Raw genomic sequence first — 20,135 nt, forward strand, 5'->3', positions numbered from 1 at the left:
CTCCTTTCGCTGGTCAGACGCTGGTTGCCGCGGAGGCGGCGATCGACGAGAGCTTCTGGAACCGGGCGACGTTGTCCCCCTCGTCCATCACCCCGGAGGAGAGGAAACAGAAGGACATGCCCGAGACGGGGTCCACCCACAGCAGGGACGAACCGGCCCCGTACGAGCCGAAGGTGCCCGGTGAGACGAAGGGCCCGAAGAAACGCGCGTGCGTCCCCGAACCGGCCAGGGCCATGCCCAGACCCATGTTCCCCGGCGGGAGGTCCCACTTGCGGGCGGCGGCGACCATGCCGTACAGGTCGTTGATCTGGTCGCCGGTCTGGTTGGTCACGGCGAACTCGAGCACCGACTCCCCGATGAGCTGCTCCCCGGAAGCGGTGCGCCCCTTGTTGCGCAGCATCTCGGTGAAGGCGAAGACGTCGTCGACGGTGGACACCGCGCCGACCCACGGCATCTCGGCGTCCTCGCGGTCGATGACGTCGTTGAGGCACTCGATGTCCCCGGGCTTGAGCCAGGAGTCGTTGGCGACGATGACCTTCAGCGGGACGCCCTGGTCACGCCACTTCTCGGGCATCCCGAACCGGGTGTGCGCCATGCCGACGGGGTCGAAGACCTTCTCCCGCATGAGCTCCCGGAACGAGTCGGCACCGTAGGCGCGCCGGGCCATCTCGCCCATGAGCGCGTGGTTGATGGCCGCCGAGTAGTTCAGGTTCGTGCCCGGCTCGTGCACGACGTCGACGCCGGCCAGTGCCTCGATGACATCGGCAAGCACGGCGAAGCCCTCCGGGCCCAGGCCCGGGTTGGGCGTGGCGGGCATGCCGGCCCGGTGCGTGAGCAGGTGGGCGAGGTTGATCCGGTCCTTGCGCGCCGCACGGAACGGCTCGGTGCCGAAGAATTCGGGAATGAGGTCGACGACGCGCGTGGAGAGCATCAGCCTGCCCTCACTGAGGGCCCGGAAGACCAGGGCGTTGGTGAAGCCCTTGGACATGGACAGGATGCGGTAGACGTCGTCGCGCCGGGTCGGGCGGCCGGCCTGGACGTCGGCCAGTCCGTAGGTGCCGCGCAGGGCGATCTCGCCGTGGCGGGCCACGATGATGTTCGCCCCGTGGTAGGCGCCGTTCTCGATGTCCGCGCGGATGGTGTCGTCCAGGACCTCGAGGAAACGGCGTTCGACGCCGGGCGTCTCGGTGAGGGCGACAGTGGGTTCCGGGGCGTCGGTGTGCTGCACTGGTTCTTCTCCGTCCGGTGTGTTGAGGGGGCGTCAGAGCATGAGGGCGCCGCCGGAGGGCGCCAGCGTCTGGCCGGTGTAGTGCCCTGCCGCGTCCGAGGCGAGGAAGAGGACCGTGCGGCCGATCTCGTCGGGCTCCGCCAGCCGCTTCAGCGGCTGGAGGGCGAGCAGCGCCTGGACGTGGTCGTCGCCGGACGCCGTGAGCATGGGGGTCCTGATGCCGGCCGGGGCCAGGGCGTTGACCCGGATGTCGAACGGGGCGAGTTCGGCCGCGACCGCCTTGGTGAGGCCCACGACCGCGGCCTTGGACGCCGGGTAGTAGGCGGGCATCGGCAGACCGATGAGCCCTGCCACGGAGGCGAAGTTGATGATCGAACCGCTGCCGCTCTCCTTCAGCAGCGGCACGGCGGCACGGATCGCGTAGAAGGTGCCGTTGAGGTTGATCGCGACGACCCGGTCGAAGTCCTCGTCGGAGATGCCGCCCAGGAACTCCGGGTGGTAGGTCTCACCGGTCTTGAAGGACTCGGTCATCCGGTGGTTGATCCCGTCCACCCACGCCTGCTTCTCCTTGTTCGGCGTGGCGACACCGGCGGCGTTCACGAGGATGTGCAGCCGGCCGTGGTCCTCCCGGACCCGGTCGAAGACCCGGTTCACCGCGGCGGAGTCGGACACGTCCGCGGCATGGCCCCGAACCCGCTCCAGGCCGTCGAAGGCGCGGTCGAGATCCTCCTGCCGGAGATCCATTCCGTAGACCGTGGCGCCGGCTCCCGCCAGGGCCTTCACGGCGGCCAGGCCCATGCCCGATGCCGCACCGGTCACGACCGCGATCCTGCCGTCGAGTTCCATAGTCGATCCCCTCGTCGTTGAGGTGTGGACCTGCCGCGTCACGGCAAGTTCTGCCTTCCAGCGGGTGAAGTCCGGCCAACCTAACCAAGAATTTGACACCTGTCTAGGTTTGGTTTCCGGGACCGACGGGTGCCGGATCTTCACCGGTCCGAAGCGGGGGCTGCCGTGCCGGGGCGCGAAAGCCGACCCGCAGCAGGACACCGCCACCCCCGCTGCGAGCGGGGGCGGCGGTGTCGTCGGGAGGAGAGGACGGGGGATCGCCGGGAGGGTCAGGCGGCTTGCACCACCCGGAAGGTCAGGCACACGAGGGCGGTGCCGTCCTTCACCGGTGTGCCCTCGCGCTCCCAGAAGCGACGATGGCCGGCCCGCCAGTCCTCGAGGGAGGCGTCGCCCTCGCCCTCGGCGGCGGCGTGCTCCCACGTGACCTCCGCGAAGGACGTCAGATCCACACCGGTGATCTCGACCGTGGCGACGGCACGGCCGTCGTCGTCCAGCAGGGCCAGCCGCTCACCGACGAACTCCAGCCCCTCGGTCTCCTCGACGTACTCGGCCAGCAGGCCGGTCGTGGCGGTCTTCCGTCCGGCCAGGACGAGAGAGTTCAACTCCTCGCGCAACCCGCCCGGGGTGCCGAGTTCCAGTGCGCGCATACCGCCGACCCGTGGCCACATGTTCCTTACCGCCCTGCTCCGTCAGCCGTGTGCAACACGGATCGCTCTTCGGCCGGCCCTTATGGGCCGGGCCCGCGACGGCCGATCCGTTTCCGCTGGACGGAAGAAGGCCCTGGCCCGGAGGCCCGGACGGACGCAGAATGTCGGCCATGTCATCCTCGCGCGTCCACAGCCGTACGCAGATCGGCATCGTCGGGGCCGGTCCGGCCGGGCTCATGCTCTCCCATCTGCTCGCCCGTGCCGGAATCGACTCCGTCGCGGTCGATCTGCGCAGCCGCCGGGAGATCGAGGAGACCCACCGCGCCGGGATCCTCGAGCAGGACTCGGTCGACCTGCTGGCCGGCACCGGCGTGTCCGACCGGGTGCACCGCGACGGCTACCGCCACGACGGCATCGAGCTGGCCTTCGGAGGGGGCGCCCACCGGATCGACTTCCAGGGCCTGGTCGGCGCCTCGACCCAGCTCTACCCCCAGACGGACGTCTTCATCGACCTCGCCGACGCCCGCGAGCGCGACGGCGGCGACGTCCGGTTCGGGGTCACCGACGTGTCGGTGGACGGCCTCACCTCCGACGCCCCGGCCATGCGGTTCACCGATGCCGACGGCACCGCCCACGAGATACGCGCGGACTTCCTGGTAGGCGCCGACGGGTCACGCAGTCTGTGCCGCCGCGAGGTGCCACAGGCCCGGCGCACGCAGTACTTCCGTGAGTATCCGTTCGCCTGGTTCGGCATCCTCGCCGAAGCGCCGCCCAGTGCTCCGGAGCTGATCTACAACCACTCGCCGCGAGGCTTCGCGCTGATCAGCCAGCGCACCGAAACCCTCCAGCGGATGTACTTCCAGTGCGACCCCGCGGAGGACGCCGCCGCCTGGTCCGACGACCGGATCTGGGACGAGCTGCAGTCCCGTGTGGGAGCCAACGGGCACACCCTCAAGGAGGGGCCGATCACCTCCAGGACGGTGCTTCCGTTCCGCAGCTTCGTCCAGGAGCCGATGCACCACGGGCGGCTGGTGCTTGCCGGTGACGCCGCGCACACGGTGCCGCCGACCGGCGCCAAGGGCCTCAACCTGGCGCTCGCCGATGTGCGGGTCCTGGCCGAGGAACTCGAGCGAGCGGTCGCGAGCGGTGACACCGCCCCACTGGAGACCTACAGCGAACGGGCGCTCGGCCGGGTCTGGAAGGCCCAGCACTTCTCGTACTGGATGACCACCATGCTGCACACCCTGCCGGGGGCCACCCCCTTCGACATACGGCGCCAGGAGGGCGAGCTGGCCTCGGTGACCGGTTCGACCGCGGGATCGACCTACCTCGCCGAGGCCTACACCGGCTGGGCGGAAGGGCGATGACCATGGCACCGCCCCGCCAGGAACCGACCGCCAACCAGCTCGGCGAGGACGTCACCGGCTTCCTCCCCGACCCGGCGGGCGTGCCCGGCACCGCGGGCTTCCGGCCCGAGGACGACGCCGTATGGCGACTGGCCGTCGACCACCTCCACGTCCGCAGCAACGACGGCCACACCGCCTACTCCTACGGCCTCGCCGCCGCGCTGTGCGACCTGCACCCCGAGGCCGACCGCGACGTCGTGCTGCCCGCGATCATCCTCCACGACACCGGCTGGTCGAGGGTGCCCGAGGACGAGGTGCTCGACGCGATCCGCCCCGGCGCCGGCCGTCCCGACCTGGTCCTCCGCCACGAGAAGGAGGGCGCCGCGATCGCCGCGGAGATCCTCCACCGGCTCGGCCACGATCCCGTACGGGCAGCGGAGATCGTCGAGATCGTCGACGGCCACGACTCCCGGCGCACCGCGCTCTCGCTCAACGACTCGCTGGTCAAGGACGCCGACAAACTCTGGCGGCTCACCCCGCACGGCGTGGAGACCGTCATGGACTGGTTCGGGCTGACCCGCGAGCAGGCGCACACACTGATCGGCAGCCGGGTCCACGACCACCTGTTCACCGACACCGCCCGCGCCATGGCCCGCGCCCTCGCCGCGGTCGCGACGATCGACAGCACACCCCAACGCACCGCACTCGGCTGAGGCCCGCCCGTGTCACCGCCGGCCGGCGTCCCGCACCCCGCCGGCGTCCCGCACCCGGCCCGGCCGCCCCGCGCTCGACGGGCCACCCACCGTGCGCGACGATGTCACCCCGACGATCTCTGGAGGTGCCATGCGCGGTGACGGCCGCACGGTGACCTCGAAGGCGCTCGCCCTCCTCGGCGCCTTCGAGAGCGGCCCCACCGCGCTGTCCCTCAGCGACCTCGCCGAGCACGCGGACCTGCCCCTGCCCACCGCGCACCGCCTGGTCGGGGAGCTCGTCGAGTGGGGTGCGCTGGAGCGCGACGAGCAGGGCCGCTACAGCGTGGGCCTGCGCCTGTGGGAGGTCGCCCAGAACGCGGGACGCCACCTGCGCGACACCGCGCGGCCCCACCTCCAGGACCTGTTCTCGCTCACCCACGAGACCGCGCACATCGCCATCCGGGACGGTGACGAGGCGCTCTACATCGACCGGATCTACGGCTCCACCCGGGTCCCCCGTGCCTCCCGCGTCGGCGGGCGCCTGCCGCTGCACGCCACGGCAGTCGGCAAGGTGCTGCTGGCCCATGAGGAGGAGTGGGTGCGCGAGGCCTACCTCGCCCACGGGCTCCAGGCGGCCACCCGGTACACCCACGTCAACCCCGGGCGGCTGGCCGCCGAGCTGCGCAAGGTCCGCAACGAGGGCTTCGCGACCACTCAGGAGGAGGTCCGTGAGGGCTCGTGCTCGATCGCCGTCCCGGTCCGCATCGAACCCCATCCGGCCGCCATCGGCCTGGTCATGCTGTCCAGCAACGCGTCCGCCATGACCCGCCACCTGCCGACCCTGCGGGGCGTCGCCCGCCGTATCGAGGCGGCCGCGACCCGCCCTCAGCCCAGTCTCGCCCGCATCCCGCGACGGCCCGGCCGCCAAAGCCCCCGCCCGGGCCGGGACACCGGCCCCTCCTCCTGATCCGTCCCGAGACCCGAACCACCCCCGGCACCCGAACCACCCCCGGTCCCGGACCGCCTCCCGCCCCTGTCGGACACCGGACCCGCCTCCCCCTGCCGGCCGGGAGCCGTCATCCGACCCGCCCCCGGACGGCACTCTCCCGGACCCCACTGCCCCGACGCATCCCCCGCCAACCCGTCCGACCCTGCGCCGGCCGCTTCCTCCCGGCGGACCCGCTTCCGTTCAACGGAAGTGACGCATGGACCTCCTGATGTGGTCGGGGTCACGATGAGGCGGTCGTCGTACGGCGACGAGACGAACAGGAGGCGCGACGATGACGTCGACCCAGACCCCGGCCGGCACGGCCCCGGGCTGTCCGATCCGTCACGGCTACGAGCCCTTTGCCCAGGACGACCCGTTCCCCTCGTACGCTGCCCTCCGCGCGGAGGAGCCGGTCATGTACGACGAGCGGACCGGCTGCTGGGTGGTGAGCCGGTACGACGACATCAAGGCCGTGTTCGAGGACTGGGAGACCTTCTCCTCCGAGAACGCCCAGGCACCGGTGCGCGAACGCGGCCCGCAGGCGAAGCAGATCATGGAGGAGGGCGGCTTCACCGCCTACTCCGGCCTCTCCGCCCGCGTCCCCCCGGAGCACACCCGGATCCGCAAGGTCGCCGCGAAGGCGTTCACCCCGCGCCGGTTCAAGGTGCTGGAGCCCGACATCCGCGCCAACGTCGTACGGCTCCTCGAGACGATGCTGGCCCGCCCGGAGCGCCGCGGCGACCTGGTCCGCGACCTGGCCTACGACGTCCCGACCATCACGATCCTCACCCTGATCGGCGCCGACGTCTCGCAGATCGACACCTTCAAGCGCTGGTCGGACTCCCGCTCGGCCATGACCTGGGGCGACCTCTCCGACGAGGAACAGGTGCCGCACGCCCACAACCTCGTCGAGTACTGGGCCGAATGCCGCCGGCTGGTCGCCGAGGCCCACGAGACCGAGCCGGACAGCCTGGTCGGCGACATGGTCCGGATGCAGGCCGGGGGCGACCCGATCAGCGACCACGAGATCGCCTCGGTCTGCTACTCCCTGCTCTTCGCCGGGCACGAGACCACCACCACACTGGTCTCCAACGCCCTGCGGGTGCTGCTGTCCCACCCCGACCAGTGGCGGCAGGTCGTCGAGGACCCCCGGCGCATCCCCGGCGCGGTCGACGAGGTGCTCCGCTACAGCCCCTCCATCGTCGGCTGGCGCCGCCGGGCCCTGCGGGACGCCGAGATCGGCGGAGTGAAGGTCCCCGAGGGCGCCGACATCCTGCTGCTGATGGGTTCCGCCAACCGCGACGCCGCCCGTTTCGAGGACGGCGAGTCCTTCGACATCGGCCGTGCCAACGCCCGGGAACACCTGTCCTTCGGGTTCGGCATCCATTACTGCCTCGGCAACATGCTGGCCAAGCTCCAGGCGAAGATCACGCTCGAGGAGACCGCCCGGCTCGCGCCCGGCCTCCGCCTCGCCGACCCGTCCGGCATCCACTTCGGTGACAATCTCTCCTTCCGCGCGCCCGCCGCGGTCAGGGTGACTTGGGAGGACTGAACCGTGAACGACTCCATCGTCTTCTTCGACAGCGGCCACGCGCCGACACTCGAACTGCTCGGCGGCAAGTGCAGCTCGCTGGTCTCCATGACCACCGCCGGCATGCCCGTGCCCCCCGGATTCGCCGTGACCACGGCGGCCTTCGACCGGTTCGTCGACGGCAGCGGCCTGCGCGAGGAGATCCGGACCGCACTCGCCGAGATCGACCCCGACGACGTCGAGTGCGTCGACCGGGTGTCCGCCAGGATCCGGGCCGCGATCGAGGCCCGGGAGGTCCCCGACGACATGCACGGCCTGCTGAAGGAGGCCTACGACACCCTGATGGCGCGCTTCCCCGCGGAGGTACCCGTCGCGGTCCGCTCGTCCGCGACCGCCGAGGACCTCCCCGACGCCAGCTTCGCCGGCCAGCAGGACACCTACCTCTGGCTCACCGGCTACCCCGCCGTGCGCGAGCACGTACGACGCTGCTGGGCCTCGCTCTACACCAGCAGGGCGATCATCTACCGGCTGCGCAACAACATCCCCGAAGAGGACCTGTCGATGTCCGTCGCGGTGCAGAAGATGGTCGACGCCCGCGCCTCGGGCGTGGCGATGACCCTCGACCCCGCCAACGGCGACCGCTCCAAGATCGTGATCGACGCCTCGTGGGGAGTCGGCGAGATGGTCGTCTCCGGACAGGTCACCCCCGACAACATCCTGCTCGACAAGGTCATGCTCACCGTGGTCGCCGAGCACATCGGCGACAAGCACGCCGAACTCGTCCCGGACGCGAGCACCGGCTCGCTCGTCGAACGCGAGGTCGAGCCGGGCCGCCGCGCGGTCCGCTGTCTGACCGACGACGAACTGCTCGCCGTCGCCACCCTGGCCAAGCGGGCCGAGAAGCACTACGGCTGCCCGCAGGACATCGAGTGGGCGCTCGACACCGACCTGCCCGCGGGGGAGAACCTCCTGCTCCTGCAGTCCCGCCCGGAAACGGTGCACTCCGTCGCCCAGTCCGCCCCGGCCGCTGCGGCCACCCCCAAGTCCCCGGGCCCGGCCGGCTTCTCCATGACAGGTCTCACCTTCTCCCTCACCGGCCGCTGAGCCCGAACCGCAGAGGAACCCGCATGACCATCGAACAGACCATGAAGTCCTTCCCGAAGCCCTCGCAGATCGAGGTGCCCGCCGGTGCGGAGGGCTGGGAGAAGCTCTACCCGTACAACCTCGTCTTCGAGAACGCCCCCGGCGGCGACGAGAAGTTCTGGTTCTGCGACAGCCAGCACTGGCCCACGGTGTTCAAGCCCTTCGAGACCATCGGAGGCGAGTTCGCGGTCAAGTGCCTCGGCCAGTACAACACCCGCCACCTGCTCATCCCGCCGGCGAACGGCATCGAGTTCAAGATCCACCTCGGCTATCTGTACATGAGCCCGGTGCCGGTGCCCGAGGGCGAGATCGCTGCCCGCGTCCCGGAGTTCGAGCGCCGCGCCGGCCACTACTTCCAGAACTGGGACAGCCTGCTCGAGGCATGGCACTCCAAGGTCCGCGCCACGATCGACGAGATGGAGGAGATCCGGTTCTCCGCGCTGCCCGACGCCGTGCCCTTCGACGACATCGTCTCCGGCAAGGCCATGGACGGCTCCCAGGTGCTGATGGAGAACTACGACCGCCTGATCGCGCTGCTCTACCGCAACTGGCAGTACCACTTCGAGTTCCTCAACCTGGGCTACCTCGCCTACCTCGACTTCTTCGGCTTCTGCAAGGAAGTGTTCCCGGGCATCCCCGACCAGGCCATCGCCAAGATGGTGCAGGGCGTCGACATGGAACTGTTCCGGCCCGACGACGAGCTGAAGCAACTCGCCCTCAAAGCAGTGGAGATGAATCTCCAGGCAGCCTTCGCCGACCCCGACGACGTCGAGGGCACCCTGCGCGCGGTCCGTGACGCCGGCGGCGAGACGTGGCTCGCGGCGTACGAGGCCGCCCAGGACCCCTGGTTCAACTTCACCGTCGGCAACGGCTTCTACGGCCACGACAAGTACTGGATGGAGCACCAGGAGATCCCGCTCGGCTACATCAAGGACTACATCCGCCGCGTCGACGAGGGCCGGCAGATCATGCGGCCCGTCGACGAGCTGATCGCCGAGAAGGAGCGGATCGTCGGGGAGTACCGCGAGCTGCTCCAGGGCGAGGCGCGGGAACAGTTCGACGCCAAGCGCAGCCTCGCCGCCACCGCCTACCCCTACGTAGAGAACCACAACTTCTACATCGAGCACTGGACGATGGGCGTCTTCTGGCGCAAGGTCCGCGAGCTCGCCCGCGTGTTCACCGACGCCGGCTTCTGGGCCGACCCCGCCGACATGCTCTACCTCAACCGCAACGAGGTACGCGACGCGATCTTCGACCTCGTCACCGGCTGGGCCGTCGGCGCCGAACCGACCGGCCCGCACTACTGGCCGGCCGAGATCGAACGGCGCCGCGGCATCATCGACGCGCTCTCCACCCGCCGCCCGCAGCCCGCGCTCAACACCCCGCCCGCCCAGATCACCGAACCCTTCACGATGATGCTCTACGGCATCACCACCGACCAGGTCCAGCAGTGGCTGGCCGGCGACGAGGGCGGCGAGGACGGCGCCATCACCGGCATGGCCGCCTCACCCGGCGTCGTCGAGGGCGTGGCCCGCCTGATCACCTCCGCCGACCAGCTCGGCGAGATCCAGGAAGGCGAGATCCTCGTCGCCACGATCACCGCGCCGTCGTGGGGCCCGATCTTCGGCAGGATCAAGGCGACCGTCACCGACATCGGCGGCATGATGAGCCACGCCGCCATCGTCTGCCGCGAGTACGGCCTGCCCGCCGTGACCGGCACCGGCTCGGCCTCGACCACCATCCGCACCGGTCAGCGCATCCGCGTCGACGGCACCACCGGCCGCGTCGAGATCCTGGAGGACTGAGCCCTCATGTCGCTCCCCGACCCCCCGGCGCCCGCCCGCACCCGCACCGTCCTCGTGACCGGCGCCGCGGGCGGCCTGGGCCGGGCCTTCGCGCTCGGCTTCGCGGACCGCGGCTACCGCGTCGCCGTCGCCGACCTCGACACCGACGGCGCCAAGGAGACCGCCCGCCTGGCGCAGAACGCCGGCGCCGACGCCTGGCACGGACGCGTCGACGTCACCGACACCCGCTCCACCGAGGAACTGGCCGCCCGGGTGGCCGAGTTCGGAGACGGCCGGATCGACGTCCTGGTCAACAACGCGGCCGTCTACGGCACTGTCACCCGCTCACCGCTCGAGGACATCGACCCCGCGGAATGGGACCTCGTGATGGCGGTCAACCTCAAGGGCCCGTGGCTGATGACCCGCGCCGCCAGCCCCCACCTGCCCGAAGGCGGCCGGGTCGTCAACCTCTCCTCGGCCACCGTCTACAGCGGCTCCGAGAACTGGGCGCACTACGTCGCCTCCAAGGGCGGAGTCATCGCGCTCACCCGCGTGATGGCCAAGGAACTCGGCCGTCGTTCCATCACCGTCAACGCGATCGCCCCCGGCTTCACGCTCACCGAGGCGAGCCGGGGCCTGCTGGAGGACGCCGAGTCCTACGGCGTGGACCGCGGTGCCCTGCGGCGGGCCAGCAGGCCCGGGGACATCGTCGGCGCCGCCCTCTACCTCGCCGGCCCCGACAGCGACTTCGTCACCGGACAGACCCTGGTCGTCGACGGCGGCCGCCAGTTCATCTGACCTCGATCCAGGAGGAACGTCATGCCCCAGGTCACCTACACCGATCACACCGGCGCGTCCCGCACGGTGGCGGCCAACGTCGGAGACTCGGTCATGGAGACCGCGGTCCGCAACGGCGTGCCCGGAATCGTCGCCGAATGCGGCGGCTCCCTGTCCTGCGCCACCTGCCACGTCTACGTCGACCCGACAGCCCTCGACCGGCTCCCCCCGCCGGAGGAGATGGAGGACGAAATGCTCTGGGGCGCCGCCGACGAACGGCGGGACACCTCCCGCCTCTCCTGCCAGCTCAAGGTCACCGAGGGCTGCGACCTGCAGGTGACCACCCCGACCACCCAGGTGTGAGCGATCATGACTGACGGACTGCTGATCATCGGCTCCTCACAGGCCGGCGTCTCGCTCGCCACCTCCCTGCGGGCCCTCGGACACGACGATCCGATCACCCTGCTCGGTGACGAGAACCACCGCCCCTACCAGCGGCCCGCCCTGTCGAAGGAATGGCTGCAGGGCGGGATCACCAACGAGAAGCTGATGTTCCGCACCCAGGAGTACTGGGCCGAACACCGCATCGACGTGGTGAAGAACGAGCGCATCATCCGCATCGACAAGAACGACGACGGCTCGGGCGTCGCCCACTCCATGTCGGGCGCCGACTTCCCCTTCGACCGGCTGGCCCTGGCCGTCGGCGCACGGGCCCGCCGGCTCCTGCTCGACGGCGTCGACCTGCCCGGCGTGCTCTACCTCCGCAATGCCGACGACGCCCTCGAACTCAAGGCCCGGGTGCCCGGCGTACGCGAGGCGGTCGTGATCGGCGGCGGCTTCATCGGCCTCGAGGCCGCCGCGTCCCTGGCCAGGATGGGCCGCTCGGTCACCCTGATCGAGGCGGCGCCCAGGCTGGTCCCGCGAGCCGTCGGCGAACAGACCTCGGCCCACCTCCTCGCCCACCACCGGGCCGCGGGCCTGGACATCCTGCTCGGCGCCTCGGTCCGCCGGATCGTCCCGCGCGGCGACCGGGTCGGCGGCGTCGAACTCGCCGACGGCCGGGTGATCTCCGCCGATCTGGTGCTGGTCGGCGTCGGCGTCATCCCCAACACCGAACTCGCCGAGTCCATCGGCCTGGTGTGCGACAACGGCATCCGGGTCGACGAGTCCGCCCTCGCCTCCGACGGAGTCACCGTCGCCGTCGGCGACTGCGCCAACCTGCCCAACCCCGTCCCCGGCGCCCCCGAAGGCGACCGTGTCCGCTTCGAGAGCGTCAACAACGCCATCGAGCAGGCCAAGGTGGCCGCCTACGCGATCACCGGCCGCCGCGAGGAGTACGCCGGCATTCCCTGGTTCTGGTCCAACCAGGGAACGATCAAACTCCAGATCGCCGGGCTGTCCACCGGCCACGACCGCACCCTGGTCCGCGCCGACCCCGAGCGGGGCAAGCACTCGGTCCTCTACTACCGCGGCGACCGCATCCTGGCCGCCGACTGCGTCAACAGCCCGCTGGACTTCATGGCCGTCCGCAGCGCGCTGTCCAAGGGGCAGTCCATCCCGTACGAAGCCGCCGGCGACCCGTCCGTCCAGCTCAAGTCAGTGACCGTCGACCCGGCCGCCCTGGTCGCGGCCGACTGAGAAGGGAACACCATGCCCACCGCGCTGCCCATCGAGCGCCCGATCCCGGCGCCCGGACCGGTCGACACCTCACCGATCTCCCTGACCCCGGCCACCGGTGACGACCTCGACCCGATCTGGAAGGCGGTCGTCCCCGAGACGCGCACGCGCGGCAACGACATCCACCTGCCGATCTCGCTGGCCTACGCCGAACGGCTGTGCGACGCCTTCCCCGGTGCCGACCGGCAGCTGGTGCGGGTGGCGATCCAGCTGCACGACACCGGGTGGGGGAGGGTCGACGAGGAGCGCATCCTCGCCGAGGGCTTCTCCGGCGACTGGCGCAAGGCCGAGATCCGGTTCGAGCACGAGCGGCAGGGCTGCGTGATCGCCCGTGAGGTACTGCCCCCGCTCGGCTACGACGGCGCGTTCGTGCACGAGGTCTGCGCGATCATCGACGGGCACGACACCCGCAAGGAGGCGTACTCGCTGGAGGACGCGCTGGTCCGGGACGCCGACCGGCTGTGGCGCTTCGACCACGCCGGCATCGCGCTGGCGTCCGGCTGGTTCCGCATGGACCCCGCGGTCTACAGCGACCGCCTCGAGGCGGAGATCATCCCCGAACTGCTCACCGCCCCCGCCGTCGCCATGGCCACCGCCACCCTCGACCGCTCGCGTGCCCTGCTCAAGACGGCCGTGATCCGATGAGCGCCCTCCACGCCCGCCCGGCGGCCGTACGGACCGAGCCCCGGTGGACCCATGTCGACGACCACTACGTCGACGGCGCCTGGACCCGCTCGACGGCCACCGCCCGGCTCCCGCTGGTCGACCCGGCCACCGGCCGCACCTGGGGATCGGTCCCGGACGGTTCGGCCGACGACGTCGACGCCGCGCTCGACGCCGCCGACCGGGCCTTCCGCACCGGCCCGTGGCCCCGCACCACGCCGTCGCAGCGGGCCGCGCTGCTGCTGCGCATCGCCGACGAGGTCGAGGCCCGTGCCGCGGAGACCGCCTCGGTCAACACGCTCGAGAACGGCTCCCCGATCAGTGAGACCCGCGGCGCCGCCGCGAACGCCGCCGGCATCCTGCGGCACGTCGCCGGGCTGGCTTCCTGGCTGGAGACCGAGGACGTCCGGCCGTTCCCGGCGGGCGGCGCCGAGACCGTCGTGCGCAAGGACCCGGTGGGACCGTGCGTGCTGATCGCCCCCTGGAACTTCCCGATCAACCTCATGGTGGTCAAACTGGCCCCGGCCCTGCTCGCCGGCTGCACCGTCGTCATGAAACCCGCGCCCGGCACCTCGCTGTCGATCCGGTTCGTGGTCGAGGCGTGCGAGGCCGCCGGCCTCCCGCCCGGGGTGGTCAACCTGGTCACCGGCGGCGGCGGCACGGGGGACCGGCTGGTACGGCATCCGCGCACGGCCAAGGTCGCCTTCACCGGATCGACCCCGGTCGGCCGCCGGATCGCGGCCGCGTGCGGCGACCTGCTCCGGCCGGTCACCCTCGAACTCGGCGGCAAGTCCTCTGCGATCGTGCTCCCCGACGCCGACCTCGGACAGATGTCCTCGGCACTGATCCGCACCTGCCTGCGCAACACCGGGCAGACCTGCTACATCTCCACCCGCATCCTGGCCCCGTCCGCACGCTACGAGGAGGTGGTCGACATGGTCACCCGCACCGTGGCGGCCGCTCCGCAGGGCGACCCCTTCGACGAGGGCACCGTGTTCGGACCGATGGCCTCGGAGACGCAGTACGACGTGGTGCGCGGCCACCTCGAATCCGCCCACGCGGAAGGGGCCCGCGCCACCACCGGAGGACGTCCCGCGGAAACGGACCGGGGCTGGTTCATCGAGCCGACCGTCTTCGCCGACGTCACCCCGGACATGCGGATCGCCCGCGAGGAGGTCTTCGGACCGGTGCTGAGCGTCCTGCGCTACGACGACCTCGACGAGGCCGTCGCCCTCGCCAACGACACCTCGTTCGGACTCGGCGGCGTCGTGTTCTCCGCCGACCGCGCCGCCGCGCAGGCGGTCGCCGAACGCATGGACACCGGATCCGTCGGCGTGAACTTCTTCGGCTCCAACCACAACGCGCCCTTCGGCGGCCGGCACGACTCGGGTCTCGGCGTCGAGTACGGGATCGAGGGCCTGTCCCAGTACGTCGCCTTCAAGTCGATCCACCGTCGCACCGGCTGACACCTGGCCGCAGCGGCCGGCGACGGGGGCACCAGCCGGTCGGCGAAGCGGTGACAAGGGCAACGGGCTTGCTGCACCAGCAGGTTGGGTACGGTTCAGTGCTGCCGCAGGGGTGCTGATCAACGCGGGAACGCGGTGGAATGGAGGTGCCGGGAGGGCGGGGACGCCTTGGAGAGCCGGCCTGTGGAGGAAGCGGGAGCCGCGCGCGGCACTCCCGCCCGCCGGACGAGCCGTGACGCGTCCCGTCCGCCCCGTACGACGATCATCACCTGGGGGACCGATGACCTTTCCGCCGCCGCCCACCGGACCGGACGACGAACCGTCCGCGCCACCGAAGCCGACCGAACCGCCCGCGTCGTCGATTCCGACCCCGCCGCCCGCACCCCCGCCCGGCCCGTACAGCCCGTACGGCCCCCGGGCCCCGCAGGATCTGCCGGGCCCGCCCGCCCACGACCCGCCGTTGCAGAGAGCGTCGTTCCAGGATCCGGCGCAGCACGATCCGCTCGCGGCCGCCCTCGGCAACGCGTCCCTCCTGGGGGTGGGCTATCTGCTGATGCGCCGCCACGGACTGTTCTGGACCGCAGCGGTGGTCACCTTCGCGCTGGTCTGGACGACGGTCGCGACCGCCGAGACCTGGAGCGAGGTGCTCCTGCTGCTGTGGTGGGCGGCGGTCGTGGCACACGGATGGCTGCTCGCCCGGCGCCGGCAGGGCAGCCCGCGCACGACGCAGCGCCTGGTCGCGCTCGGCCTCTCCGTCGCGGTGCTGCTGGGCGTGGGGCTGCTGCGGTTCGACGCCCACGGCATCGAGGACGACATCGCCCGGGCACGCGCGGACGGCGACTGCGGGGCCGTGACGGAGGCTCAGGAACAGGTGTGGGCGGGGCACAGGGTCGCCGCGGCCCCGGTGGCCGCACGCGGCGACAGGGCGGTCGACACCTGTGAGCGACTGGAGACGGCGGAAGCCCGGCTGGCCGCCGGACTGAACGGCGACCAGGACGACCTGACCTCGGGTTTCCGCCTGCTGGCCTCGATCCTGGAGGAGGACTCCCGCAACGACGCCACGGTCGGGACCTCCCTGGACCGTTTCCTGGACGGGCTGCCCACCGACGACGCCTGCGAGACGGTCCGGATCACGGACTGGCTCAACGACCTGGAGACCGAGCCGGGTCAGCAGGTCCTGGACCGCTCCTCCGAGACCGCCGACCGGCTCGCTCCGGCCGCACTGATGGGCTGTGGCGACGCCCTGATGAGCACACAGGAGTGGTCGCAGGCGGAGTCCCGCTACCAGCGGCTGCTGGACGAGTACCCCGGCGACAGCCGTGAGGGCCAGGCCCGCAAGGCGATCAGGAAGGCCGTGCTGGCCCTGCAACTGGAGGAGGTCCAGCAGTTGGTGCGCGAGAACCGCTACTGCGAGGCGCCGGCGAAGTACGAGGGGGCCCCCGCCCGCCGCGCGGGCTCCGGCCGGTCCCTGTTCCTGGGAGACGGCGAGCACTCGGGCAAGCTTCCCGGCGCCTGGCGGACCACCGACGCGGCAAAGGCCGCACTGGTGGTGTGCGTGGGACAGCAGGGCTTCGGGAGTGCCGTCCGCACCTGCCCCTACCGGAGCGAGACCAGCGGGCAGATCACCGACGTCACGTTCCGCAGGGTCTCGCTCCCGGTGAAGGTGTACGCGCTGCGCACCGGCAAGCGCGTCGCCGACCGCACGGTGCAGATCAGCGGTTCCACCTGCCCGTCGCTCTTCTTCACCTACGGCGTCATCCCCTCGAACAAGTACGTCACGCCCTCGAAGTCCGACATCCGCAACGCGTTCTCCTCCGTGCTCGGACGGTGACCCCCGGCCCTTGACGCCGGGCGTCGGCATGCCCGGTCGGGCGGCGGCCGCCGGGCGGCGCCCGACCGGCTGTCAGTGGCCGGTGCGAGACTGCGGGACATGACGGAGCCGAACCCGAAGAAGGACCTGATCCGATATCTGCAGGACGCCAGGGAAGCCCTGGTGTGGAAACTCGAAGGGCTCTCGGAGTACGACGTCCGCCGCCCGCTGACGCCCACCGGCACCAACCTGCTGGGGCTGGTCAAGCACGCCGCCGGAGTGGAACTGGGCTACTTCGGCGACGTGTTCGGCCGGCCGTTCTTCCGGCAGGATCCGCCGTCCTGGTGGTACACGCAGGACACCGAACCCAACGCGGACATGTGGGCCACCGCGGACGAGTCGCGCGAGGAGATCGTCGCGCTCTACCACCGGGCCTGGGAGCACGCGGACAGCACGTTCGCGGCACTCGCGCTCGACACCTTCGGCCACGTCCCGTGGTGGCCGAAGGAGCGGAGCGGGACCACGCTGCACCACCTCCTGGTGCGCGTGATCGCCGACACCCACCGGCACGCCGGCCACGCGGACATCCTGCGGGAACTCATCGACGGGGCCGTCGGCTGGGGGAAGGGAGCGAGCGACCTGCCGCCCGGTGACGCGGCCTGGTGGGAGGCCCACCGCAGCCGGCTGGAGCAGGCGGCGAGGGAGGCCGGCGGCCGCTGACCGGCCGGGCGGACCGGCTGCGGGCTCAGGACCGGTCCGTGCGCAGCATCGCCCATACGGTCCGGCCGTCCCCGTACTCGGCGGCCCTCACCCCCCAGTGCTCCGCCACGGCCTTGACCAGCAGCAGTCCGCGTCCGACCTCGTCCCGGGGGCCGGCCCGTCGCGTCCGGGGCACGGACGGACCGCTGCCGTCGTCCGTGACCTGGATCAGCACCAGGTCCGGCGTGGCTCCCAGGGTGCAGCCGATTCTCCGGCTGCTCGTGTGGAGGACGGCGTTGGTGAGGAGCTCGCTCACCACGAGGGCCGCTGTGGCGCAGTCGTCCGGGACGACGCCCCAGACGCCGAGCTGCTCCGTCACGAGGTGACGGGCCCTTCCGACGGTTCTGCGGTCGGCGGGCAGGAAGTAGGCGGCCCGGCAGGCGGCACCGCCGAGGTCGGGGGGAGGGGTGCCACCGGCCGTGGGGGTGGCGTCGGCTAAGGCCACGAACCATTCCTAACGTGGGGGGAGCAACCGGATGCCGTGCGCTGGAGGAGCGGTCATGACAGGCGTCCACGTGGCCACGTGTAGCCGGCGCCCGGCATGCAGCCCGGGGAAACCTGGTCACCCCGTCACTATGGTTGCCCCGCCAGTTCCCTGGCAACCCATCACTTTGCACAGTGCACAACTTCGCTGTGCGCCTGTCCGTGAGGTGAGGCCCGTGGCAGACTGCTCGGCGACCGGCCGCTCGAGGAGGCATGCGACGTGAGCGCACCGCGGTCGGCCCCGACCGTTCTTCAGATGGTGCTGGGCAGACGGCTCCATGAACTGCGGCGGGTCAAGGGCCTCTCGGCGCAGGACGTCGGTGCCAGGCTGCGGCAGGCCCACACCACGGTCACCAGAATGGAACAGGCCAAGGTCACCCTGAAGTGGGCCACGGTCAAGGCGCTGTTGGAGATCTACGGCGTACCGGAGGGCGAGGCCCGGGAGTTCCTCGCCCTCACCGACCAGGCCAACCAGCCCGGCTGGTGGAAGAGTTACCGTGACGCCCTGCCGGACTGGTTCGCGGTGCACGTCAGTCTGGAGAACTCGGCCACCCGCATAAGGGGCTACGAACCCCACGTCGTCCCGGGACTCCTCCAGACCGAGGACTACGCCCGCGACGTCCTGGGGCTGAACCGCCCCCACCCGACACCGGAGGAACTGACCCGGCGCGTGGCGCTGCGGATGGAGCGTCAGGCGCTGCTCACCCGTCGGGACCCGGCTGCGCCCCGGCTGTGGATCGTCATGGACGAGACCGTCCTGCGGCGACCGGCCGGCGGGCCCGAGGTCATGAAGGCCCAGATCGACCGTCTGATCGAGGTGGCGGACCTGTCGAACGTCACCCTTCAGGTGCTGCCCTTCACCGCCGGACTGCACCCGGGCGCATTCGGGCCCTTCACTCTCTTCCGTCTTCCGATGCCGGATTTCCCGGACATCGTCGGCACGGACCATCTCAGCGGCGCCCAGTACAGCGAGGATCGGAGGGAAGTCGCGCTGTACCGCGAGGTGCTCGACCGGATGAGCGCCCAGGCGATGTCCCAGGGGCGCACCAGGGAATTCCTTTCGGACGTCCGCAAGGAGTGGGAACGATGAAGCACACGATGAACGCCACAGGTGATCTGGGAACCGAGGGGTGGCACAAACCGTGGAGCGGCAGCAATAACGGAAACTGTGTCGAGGTGAAGAAACTCGGCGAGGGGCGGGTGGCGCTGAGGCAGTCGGCGGACCCCGACGGCCCTGCCCTCATCTGCACCACCGCCGCGATCGCCGAACTGGTCAGGGCGGCCAAGTCGGGAGCGGCCGACTTCCTCGTTGCCCGAGACCTGCCTGGAACATGCCGGGGCGCGTCCCTTCACGAGCACACTGAAGCGTACTGATCAGTATCGATCGAACGAAATGAATCACCATGCCGATGCCGCAGCGGAGGACTGAAGTGACAGACGCGGGATTCAACGCGGACGACATCGACACCAGCAAACCCCAGTCGGCTCGAATGTACGACTACTTCCTCGACGGAAAGGACAACTATCCCGTCGACTGGGAAGCCGCCGAGAAGGTGATCTCCTTCTTCCCCGCGGTGAAGGAGATGGCGCGGGTCAACCGCGACTTCATGCACCGGGCCGCCCGGCTGCTCGCGGAGCGGGGCGTCCGTCAGTTCCTCGACATCGGCACGGGAATACCCACCGAGCCCAATCTCCATCAGATCGTCCAGAGAGTCACTCCCGAGGCCCGCGTGGTGTACGCGGACAACGACCCGATCGTCCTCAGGCATGCCGAGGCGCTCCTGCACAGCACGCCGGAGGGCAGCACCGCCTACATCCAGGCCGACGCGAGGGAGCCGGAGAAGATTCTCGCGGCGGCGAGGGAGACCCTCGACTTCGACCAGCCGGTCAGCCTGTCCCTGGTGGCCCTGCTGCACCTGGTGGCAGAGGAGGACGACCCCTACCGGATCGTGTCCGAACTGCTCAAGTCCCTTGCTCCCGGCAGCTACCTGGCTCTCTCCCACGCGACAGGAGACTTCGACGCCGAGACCTGGGAGCGTGTCGTCGAGGTCTACCGCAAGGGAGGGACCTCCGCCCAGGTCCGGTCACGCGACGAGTTCGCCGGGTTCTTCGCGGGACTCGAGCTGATCGACCCCGGCATAGAACTCGCGGAGCGCTGGCACCCGGAGCCCGGGGGGCAGTACGGCCGGAGTGAGCAGATCCCGTTGTACGTCGGAGTCGCCCGCATTCCCTGAGGTCTGCGCCCCCGCGACCCGCTCCGGTCCTCCGTGGCCCGCCGCGGCGGCCCCGCCTCCC

Annotated in this window: 19 protein-coding genes and 1 pseudogene; 16 read left to right on the top strand and 4 right to left on the bottom strand. The window is 70.9% G+C overall.

All coding sequences use genetic code 11. The features are described from left to right. Positions 1-13: 13 nt before the first annotated feature. The 3 genes from OHB56_RS39385 to OHB56_RS39395 form a co-directional block, all read right to left on the bottom strand. Positions 14-1,228: a serine hydrolase domain-containing protein gene (locus OHB56_RS39385; RefSeq protein ID WP_406358697.1), complete on the bottom strand. Its 1,215-nt coding sequence runs from the start codon at positions 1,226-1,228 to the stop codon at positions 14-16. A 33-nt stretch (positions 1,229-1,261) separates the two neighbouring features. Then, positions 1,262-2,074, bottom strand: coding sequence for an SDR family NAD(P)-dependent oxidoreductase (locus OHB56_RS39390; protein ID WP_406358699.1), 813 nt, complete (start codon positions 2,072-2,074; stop codon positions 1,262-1,264). A gap of 269 nt (positions 2,075-2,343) precedes the next feature. Beyond that, entirely contained in the window at positions 2,344-2,721 is a 378-nt protein-coding gene (locus OHB56_RS39395; RefSeq protein WP_360031527.1) for an ASCH domain-containing protein, read from the bottom strand. Between the two features lie 170 nt (positions 2,722-2,891). Here OHB56_RS39395 and OHB56_RS39400 point away from each other — a divergent pair, with 170 nt between their 5' ends. From OHB56_RS39400 to OHB56_RS39460, 13 genes are all read left to right on the top strand, one after another. Next, entirely contained in the window at positions 2,892-4,088 is a 1,197-nt protein-coding gene (locus OHB56_RS39400; protein ID WP_406358701.1) for a 4-hydroxybenzoate 3-monooxygenase, read from the top strand. Then, the gene (locus tag OHB56_RS39405; protein WP_326750973.1) at positions 4,085-4,780 is read left to right on the top strand and encodes an HD domain-containing protein; all 696 of its coding nucleotides are present in this window, start codon (positions 4,085-4,087) and stop codon (positions 4,778-4,780) included. Before OHB56_RS39400 ends, OHB56_RS39405 begins: the two co-directional genes overlap by 4 nt. 130 nt (positions 4,781-4,910) lie before the next feature. After that, positions 4,911-5,726 carry an IclR family transcriptional regulator gene (locus tag OHB56_RS39410; protein ID WP_326750972.1) on the top strand — a complete coding sequence of 272 codons (816 nt, stop codon included), beginning with the start codon at positions 4,911-4,913 and terminating at the stop codon, positions 5,724-5,726. 313 nt (positions 5,727-6,039) lie between these two features. Next, positions 6,040-7,299 carry a cytochrome P450 gene (locus OHB56_RS39415; protein ID WP_406358704.1) on the top strand — a complete coding sequence of 420 codons (1,260 nt, stop codon included), beginning with the start codon at positions 6,040-6,042 and terminating at the stop codon, positions 7,297-7,299. A gap of 3 nt (positions 7,300-7,302) precedes the next feature. After that, on the top strand, positions 7,303-8,382 hold the full coding sequence (locus OHB56_RS39420) for a PEP/pyruvate-binding domain-containing protein (protein WP_406358706.1): 1,080 nt from the start codon (positions 7,303-7,305) through the stop codon (positions 8,380-8,382). 23 nt (positions 8,383-8,405) lie between these two features. Continuing rightward, on the top strand, positions 8,406-10,226 hold the full coding sequence (locus tag OHB56_RS39425; RefSeq protein WP_406358707.1) for a PEP-utilizing enzyme: 1,821 nt from the start codon (positions 8,406-8,408) through the stop codon (positions 10,224-10,226). 6 nt (positions 10,227-10,232) lie between these two features. Next, positions 10,233-11,003, top strand: a complete 771-nt coding sequence (locus OHB56_RS39430) for an SDR family oxidoreductase (RefSeq protein ID WP_326750968.1) — start codon at positions 10,233-10,235, stop codon at positions 11,001-11,003. 21 nt (positions 11,004-11,024) lie between these two features. Next, positions 11,025-11,345, top strand: a complete 321-nt coding sequence (locus OHB56_RS39435) for a 2Fe-2S iron-sulfur cluster-binding protein (RefSeq protein ID WP_326750967.1) — start codon at positions 11,025-11,027, stop codon at positions 11,343-11,345. A 6-nt stretch (positions 11,346-11,351) separates the two neighbouring features. Next, a complete protein-coding gene (locus tag OHB56_RS39440; RefSeq protein WP_406358710.1) occupies positions 11,352-12,620 on the top strand; it encodes an NAD(P)/FAD-dependent oxidoreductase in 1,269 nt (422 codons plus the stop codon). Positions 12,621-12,632: 12 nt separating this feature from the next. Then, the gene (locus OHB56_RS39445) at positions 12,633-13,304 is read left to right on the top strand and encodes an HD domain-containing protein (protein WP_326750965.1); all 672 of its coding nucleotides are present in this window, start codon (positions 12,633-12,635) and stop codon (positions 13,302-13,304) included. Beyond that, positions 13,301-14,788 carry an aldehyde dehydrogenase family protein gene (locus OHB56_RS39450; RefSeq protein ID WP_326750964.1) on the top strand — a complete coding sequence of 496 codons (1,488 nt, stop codon included), beginning with the start codon at positions 13,301-13,303 and terminating at the stop codon, positions 14,786-14,788. Before OHB56_RS39445 ends, OHB56_RS39450 begins: the two co-directional genes overlap by 4 nt. Before the next feature lie 280 nt (positions 14,789-15,068). Next, positions 15,069-16,619, top strand: coding sequence for a hypothetical protein (locus tag OHB56_RS39455; RefSeq protein WP_406358712.1), 1,551 nt, complete (start codon positions 15,069-15,071; stop codon positions 16,617-16,619). Positions 16,620-16,718: 99 nt separating this feature from the next. Further along, positions 16,719-17,318 carry a DinB family protein gene (locus tag OHB56_RS39460; RefSeq protein WP_406358714.1) on the top strand — a complete coding sequence of 200 codons (600 nt, stop codon included), beginning with the start codon at positions 16,719-16,721 and terminating at the stop codon, positions 17,316-17,318. Between the two features lie 25 nt (positions 17,319-17,343). Here OHB56_RS39460 and OHB56_RS39465 read toward each other — a convergent pair whose 3' ends face one another. Next, positions 17,344-17,802: an ATP-binding protein gene (locus OHB56_RS39465; protein ID WP_406358716.1), complete on the bottom strand. Its 459-nt coding sequence runs from the start codon at positions 17,800-17,802 to the stop codon at positions 17,344-17,346. A gap of 258 nt (positions 17,803-18,060) precedes the next feature. On the opposite strand from OHB56_RS39465, the gene OHB56_RS39470 reads away from it, so the two are divergent. From OHB56_RS39470 to OHB56_RS39480, 3 genes and pseudogenes are all read left to right on the top strand, one after another. Beyond that, positions 18,061-18,930: a helix-turn-helix transcriptional regulator gene (locus OHB56_RS39470; RefSeq protein ID WP_326750960.1), complete on the top strand. Its 870-nt coding sequence runs from the start codon at positions 18,061-18,063 to the stop codon at positions 18,928-18,930. Beyond that, positions 18,927-19,151: pseudogene (locus tag OHB56_RS39475) on the top strand (DUF397 domain-containing protein); the annotation flags it as partial. The gene OHB56_RS39470 and the pseudogene OHB56_RS39475, both read left to right, overlap by 4 nt. Positions 19,152-19,270: 119 nt before the next feature. Next, complete coding sequence (locus OHB56_RS39480) at positions 19,271-20,074, top strand: SAM-dependent methyltransferase (RefSeq protein ID WP_406358718.1); 804 nt, start codon at positions 19,271-19,273, stop codon at positions 20,072-20,074. Positions 20,075-20,135 lie beyond the last annotated feature (61 nt).

Source organism: Streptomyces sp. NBC_01635 (assembly GCF_045209715.1).
Taxonomy (GTDB): Bacteria; Actinomycetota; Actinomycetes; order Streptomycetales; family Streptomycetaceae; genus Streptomyces; species Streptomyces hirsutus.

Coding starts and splice junctions, on each gene's coding strand:
- OHB56_RS39390 (WP_406358699.1), bottom strand. CDS start 2,074: ATGGAACTCGACGGCAGGATCGCGGTCGTGACCGGTGCGGCATCGGGC.
- OHB56_RS39395 (WP_360031527.1), bottom strand. CDS start 2,721: ATGCGCGCACTGGAACTCGGCACCCCGGGCGGGTTGCGCGAGGAGTTG.
- OHB56_RS39400 (WP_406358701.1), top strand. CDS start 2,892: ATGTCATCCTCGCGCGTCCACAGCCGTACGCAGATCGGCATCGTCGGG.
- OHB56_RS39405 (WP_326750973.1), top strand. CDS start 4,085: ATGACCATGGCACCGCCCCGCCAGGAACCGACCGCCAACCAGCTCGGC.
- OHB56_RS39410 (WP_326750972.1), top strand. CDS start 4,911: ATGCGCGGTGACGGCCGCACGGTGACCTCGAAGGCGCTCGCCCTCCTC.
- OHB56_RS39415 (WP_406358704.1), top strand. CDS start 6,040: ATGACGTCGACCCAGACCCCGGCCGGCACGGCCCCGGGCTGTCCGATC.
- OHB56_RS39425 (WP_406358707.1), top strand. CDS start 8,406: ATGACCATCGAACAGACCATGAAGTCCTTCCCGAAGCCCTCGCAGATC.
- OHB56_RS39430 (WP_326750968.1), top strand. CDS start 10,233: ATGTCGCTCCCCGACCCCCCGGCGCCCGCCCGCACCCGCACCGTCCTC.
- OHB56_RS39435 (WP_326750967.1), top strand. CDS start 11,025: ATGCCCCAGGTCACCTACACCGATCACACCGGCGCGTCCCGCACGGTG.
- OHB56_RS39440 (WP_406358710.1), top strand. CDS start 11,352: ATGACTGACGGACTGCTGATCATCGGCTCCTCACAGGCCGGCGTCTCG.
- OHB56_RS39445 (WP_326750965.1), top strand. CDS start 12,633: ATGCCCACCGCGCTGCCCATCGAGCGCCCGATCCCGGCGCCCGGACCG.
- OHB56_RS39450 (WP_326750964.1), top strand. CDS start 13,301: ATGAGCGCCCTCCACGCCCGCCCGGCGGCCGTACGGACCGAGCCCCGG.
- OHB56_RS39455 (WP_406358712.1), top strand. CDS start 15,069: ATGACCTTTCCGCCGCCGCCCACCGGACCGGACGACGAACCGTCCGCG.
- OHB56_RS39460 (WP_406358714.1), top strand. CDS start 16,719: ATGACGGAGCCGAACCCGAAGAAGGACCTGATCCGATATCTGCAGGAC.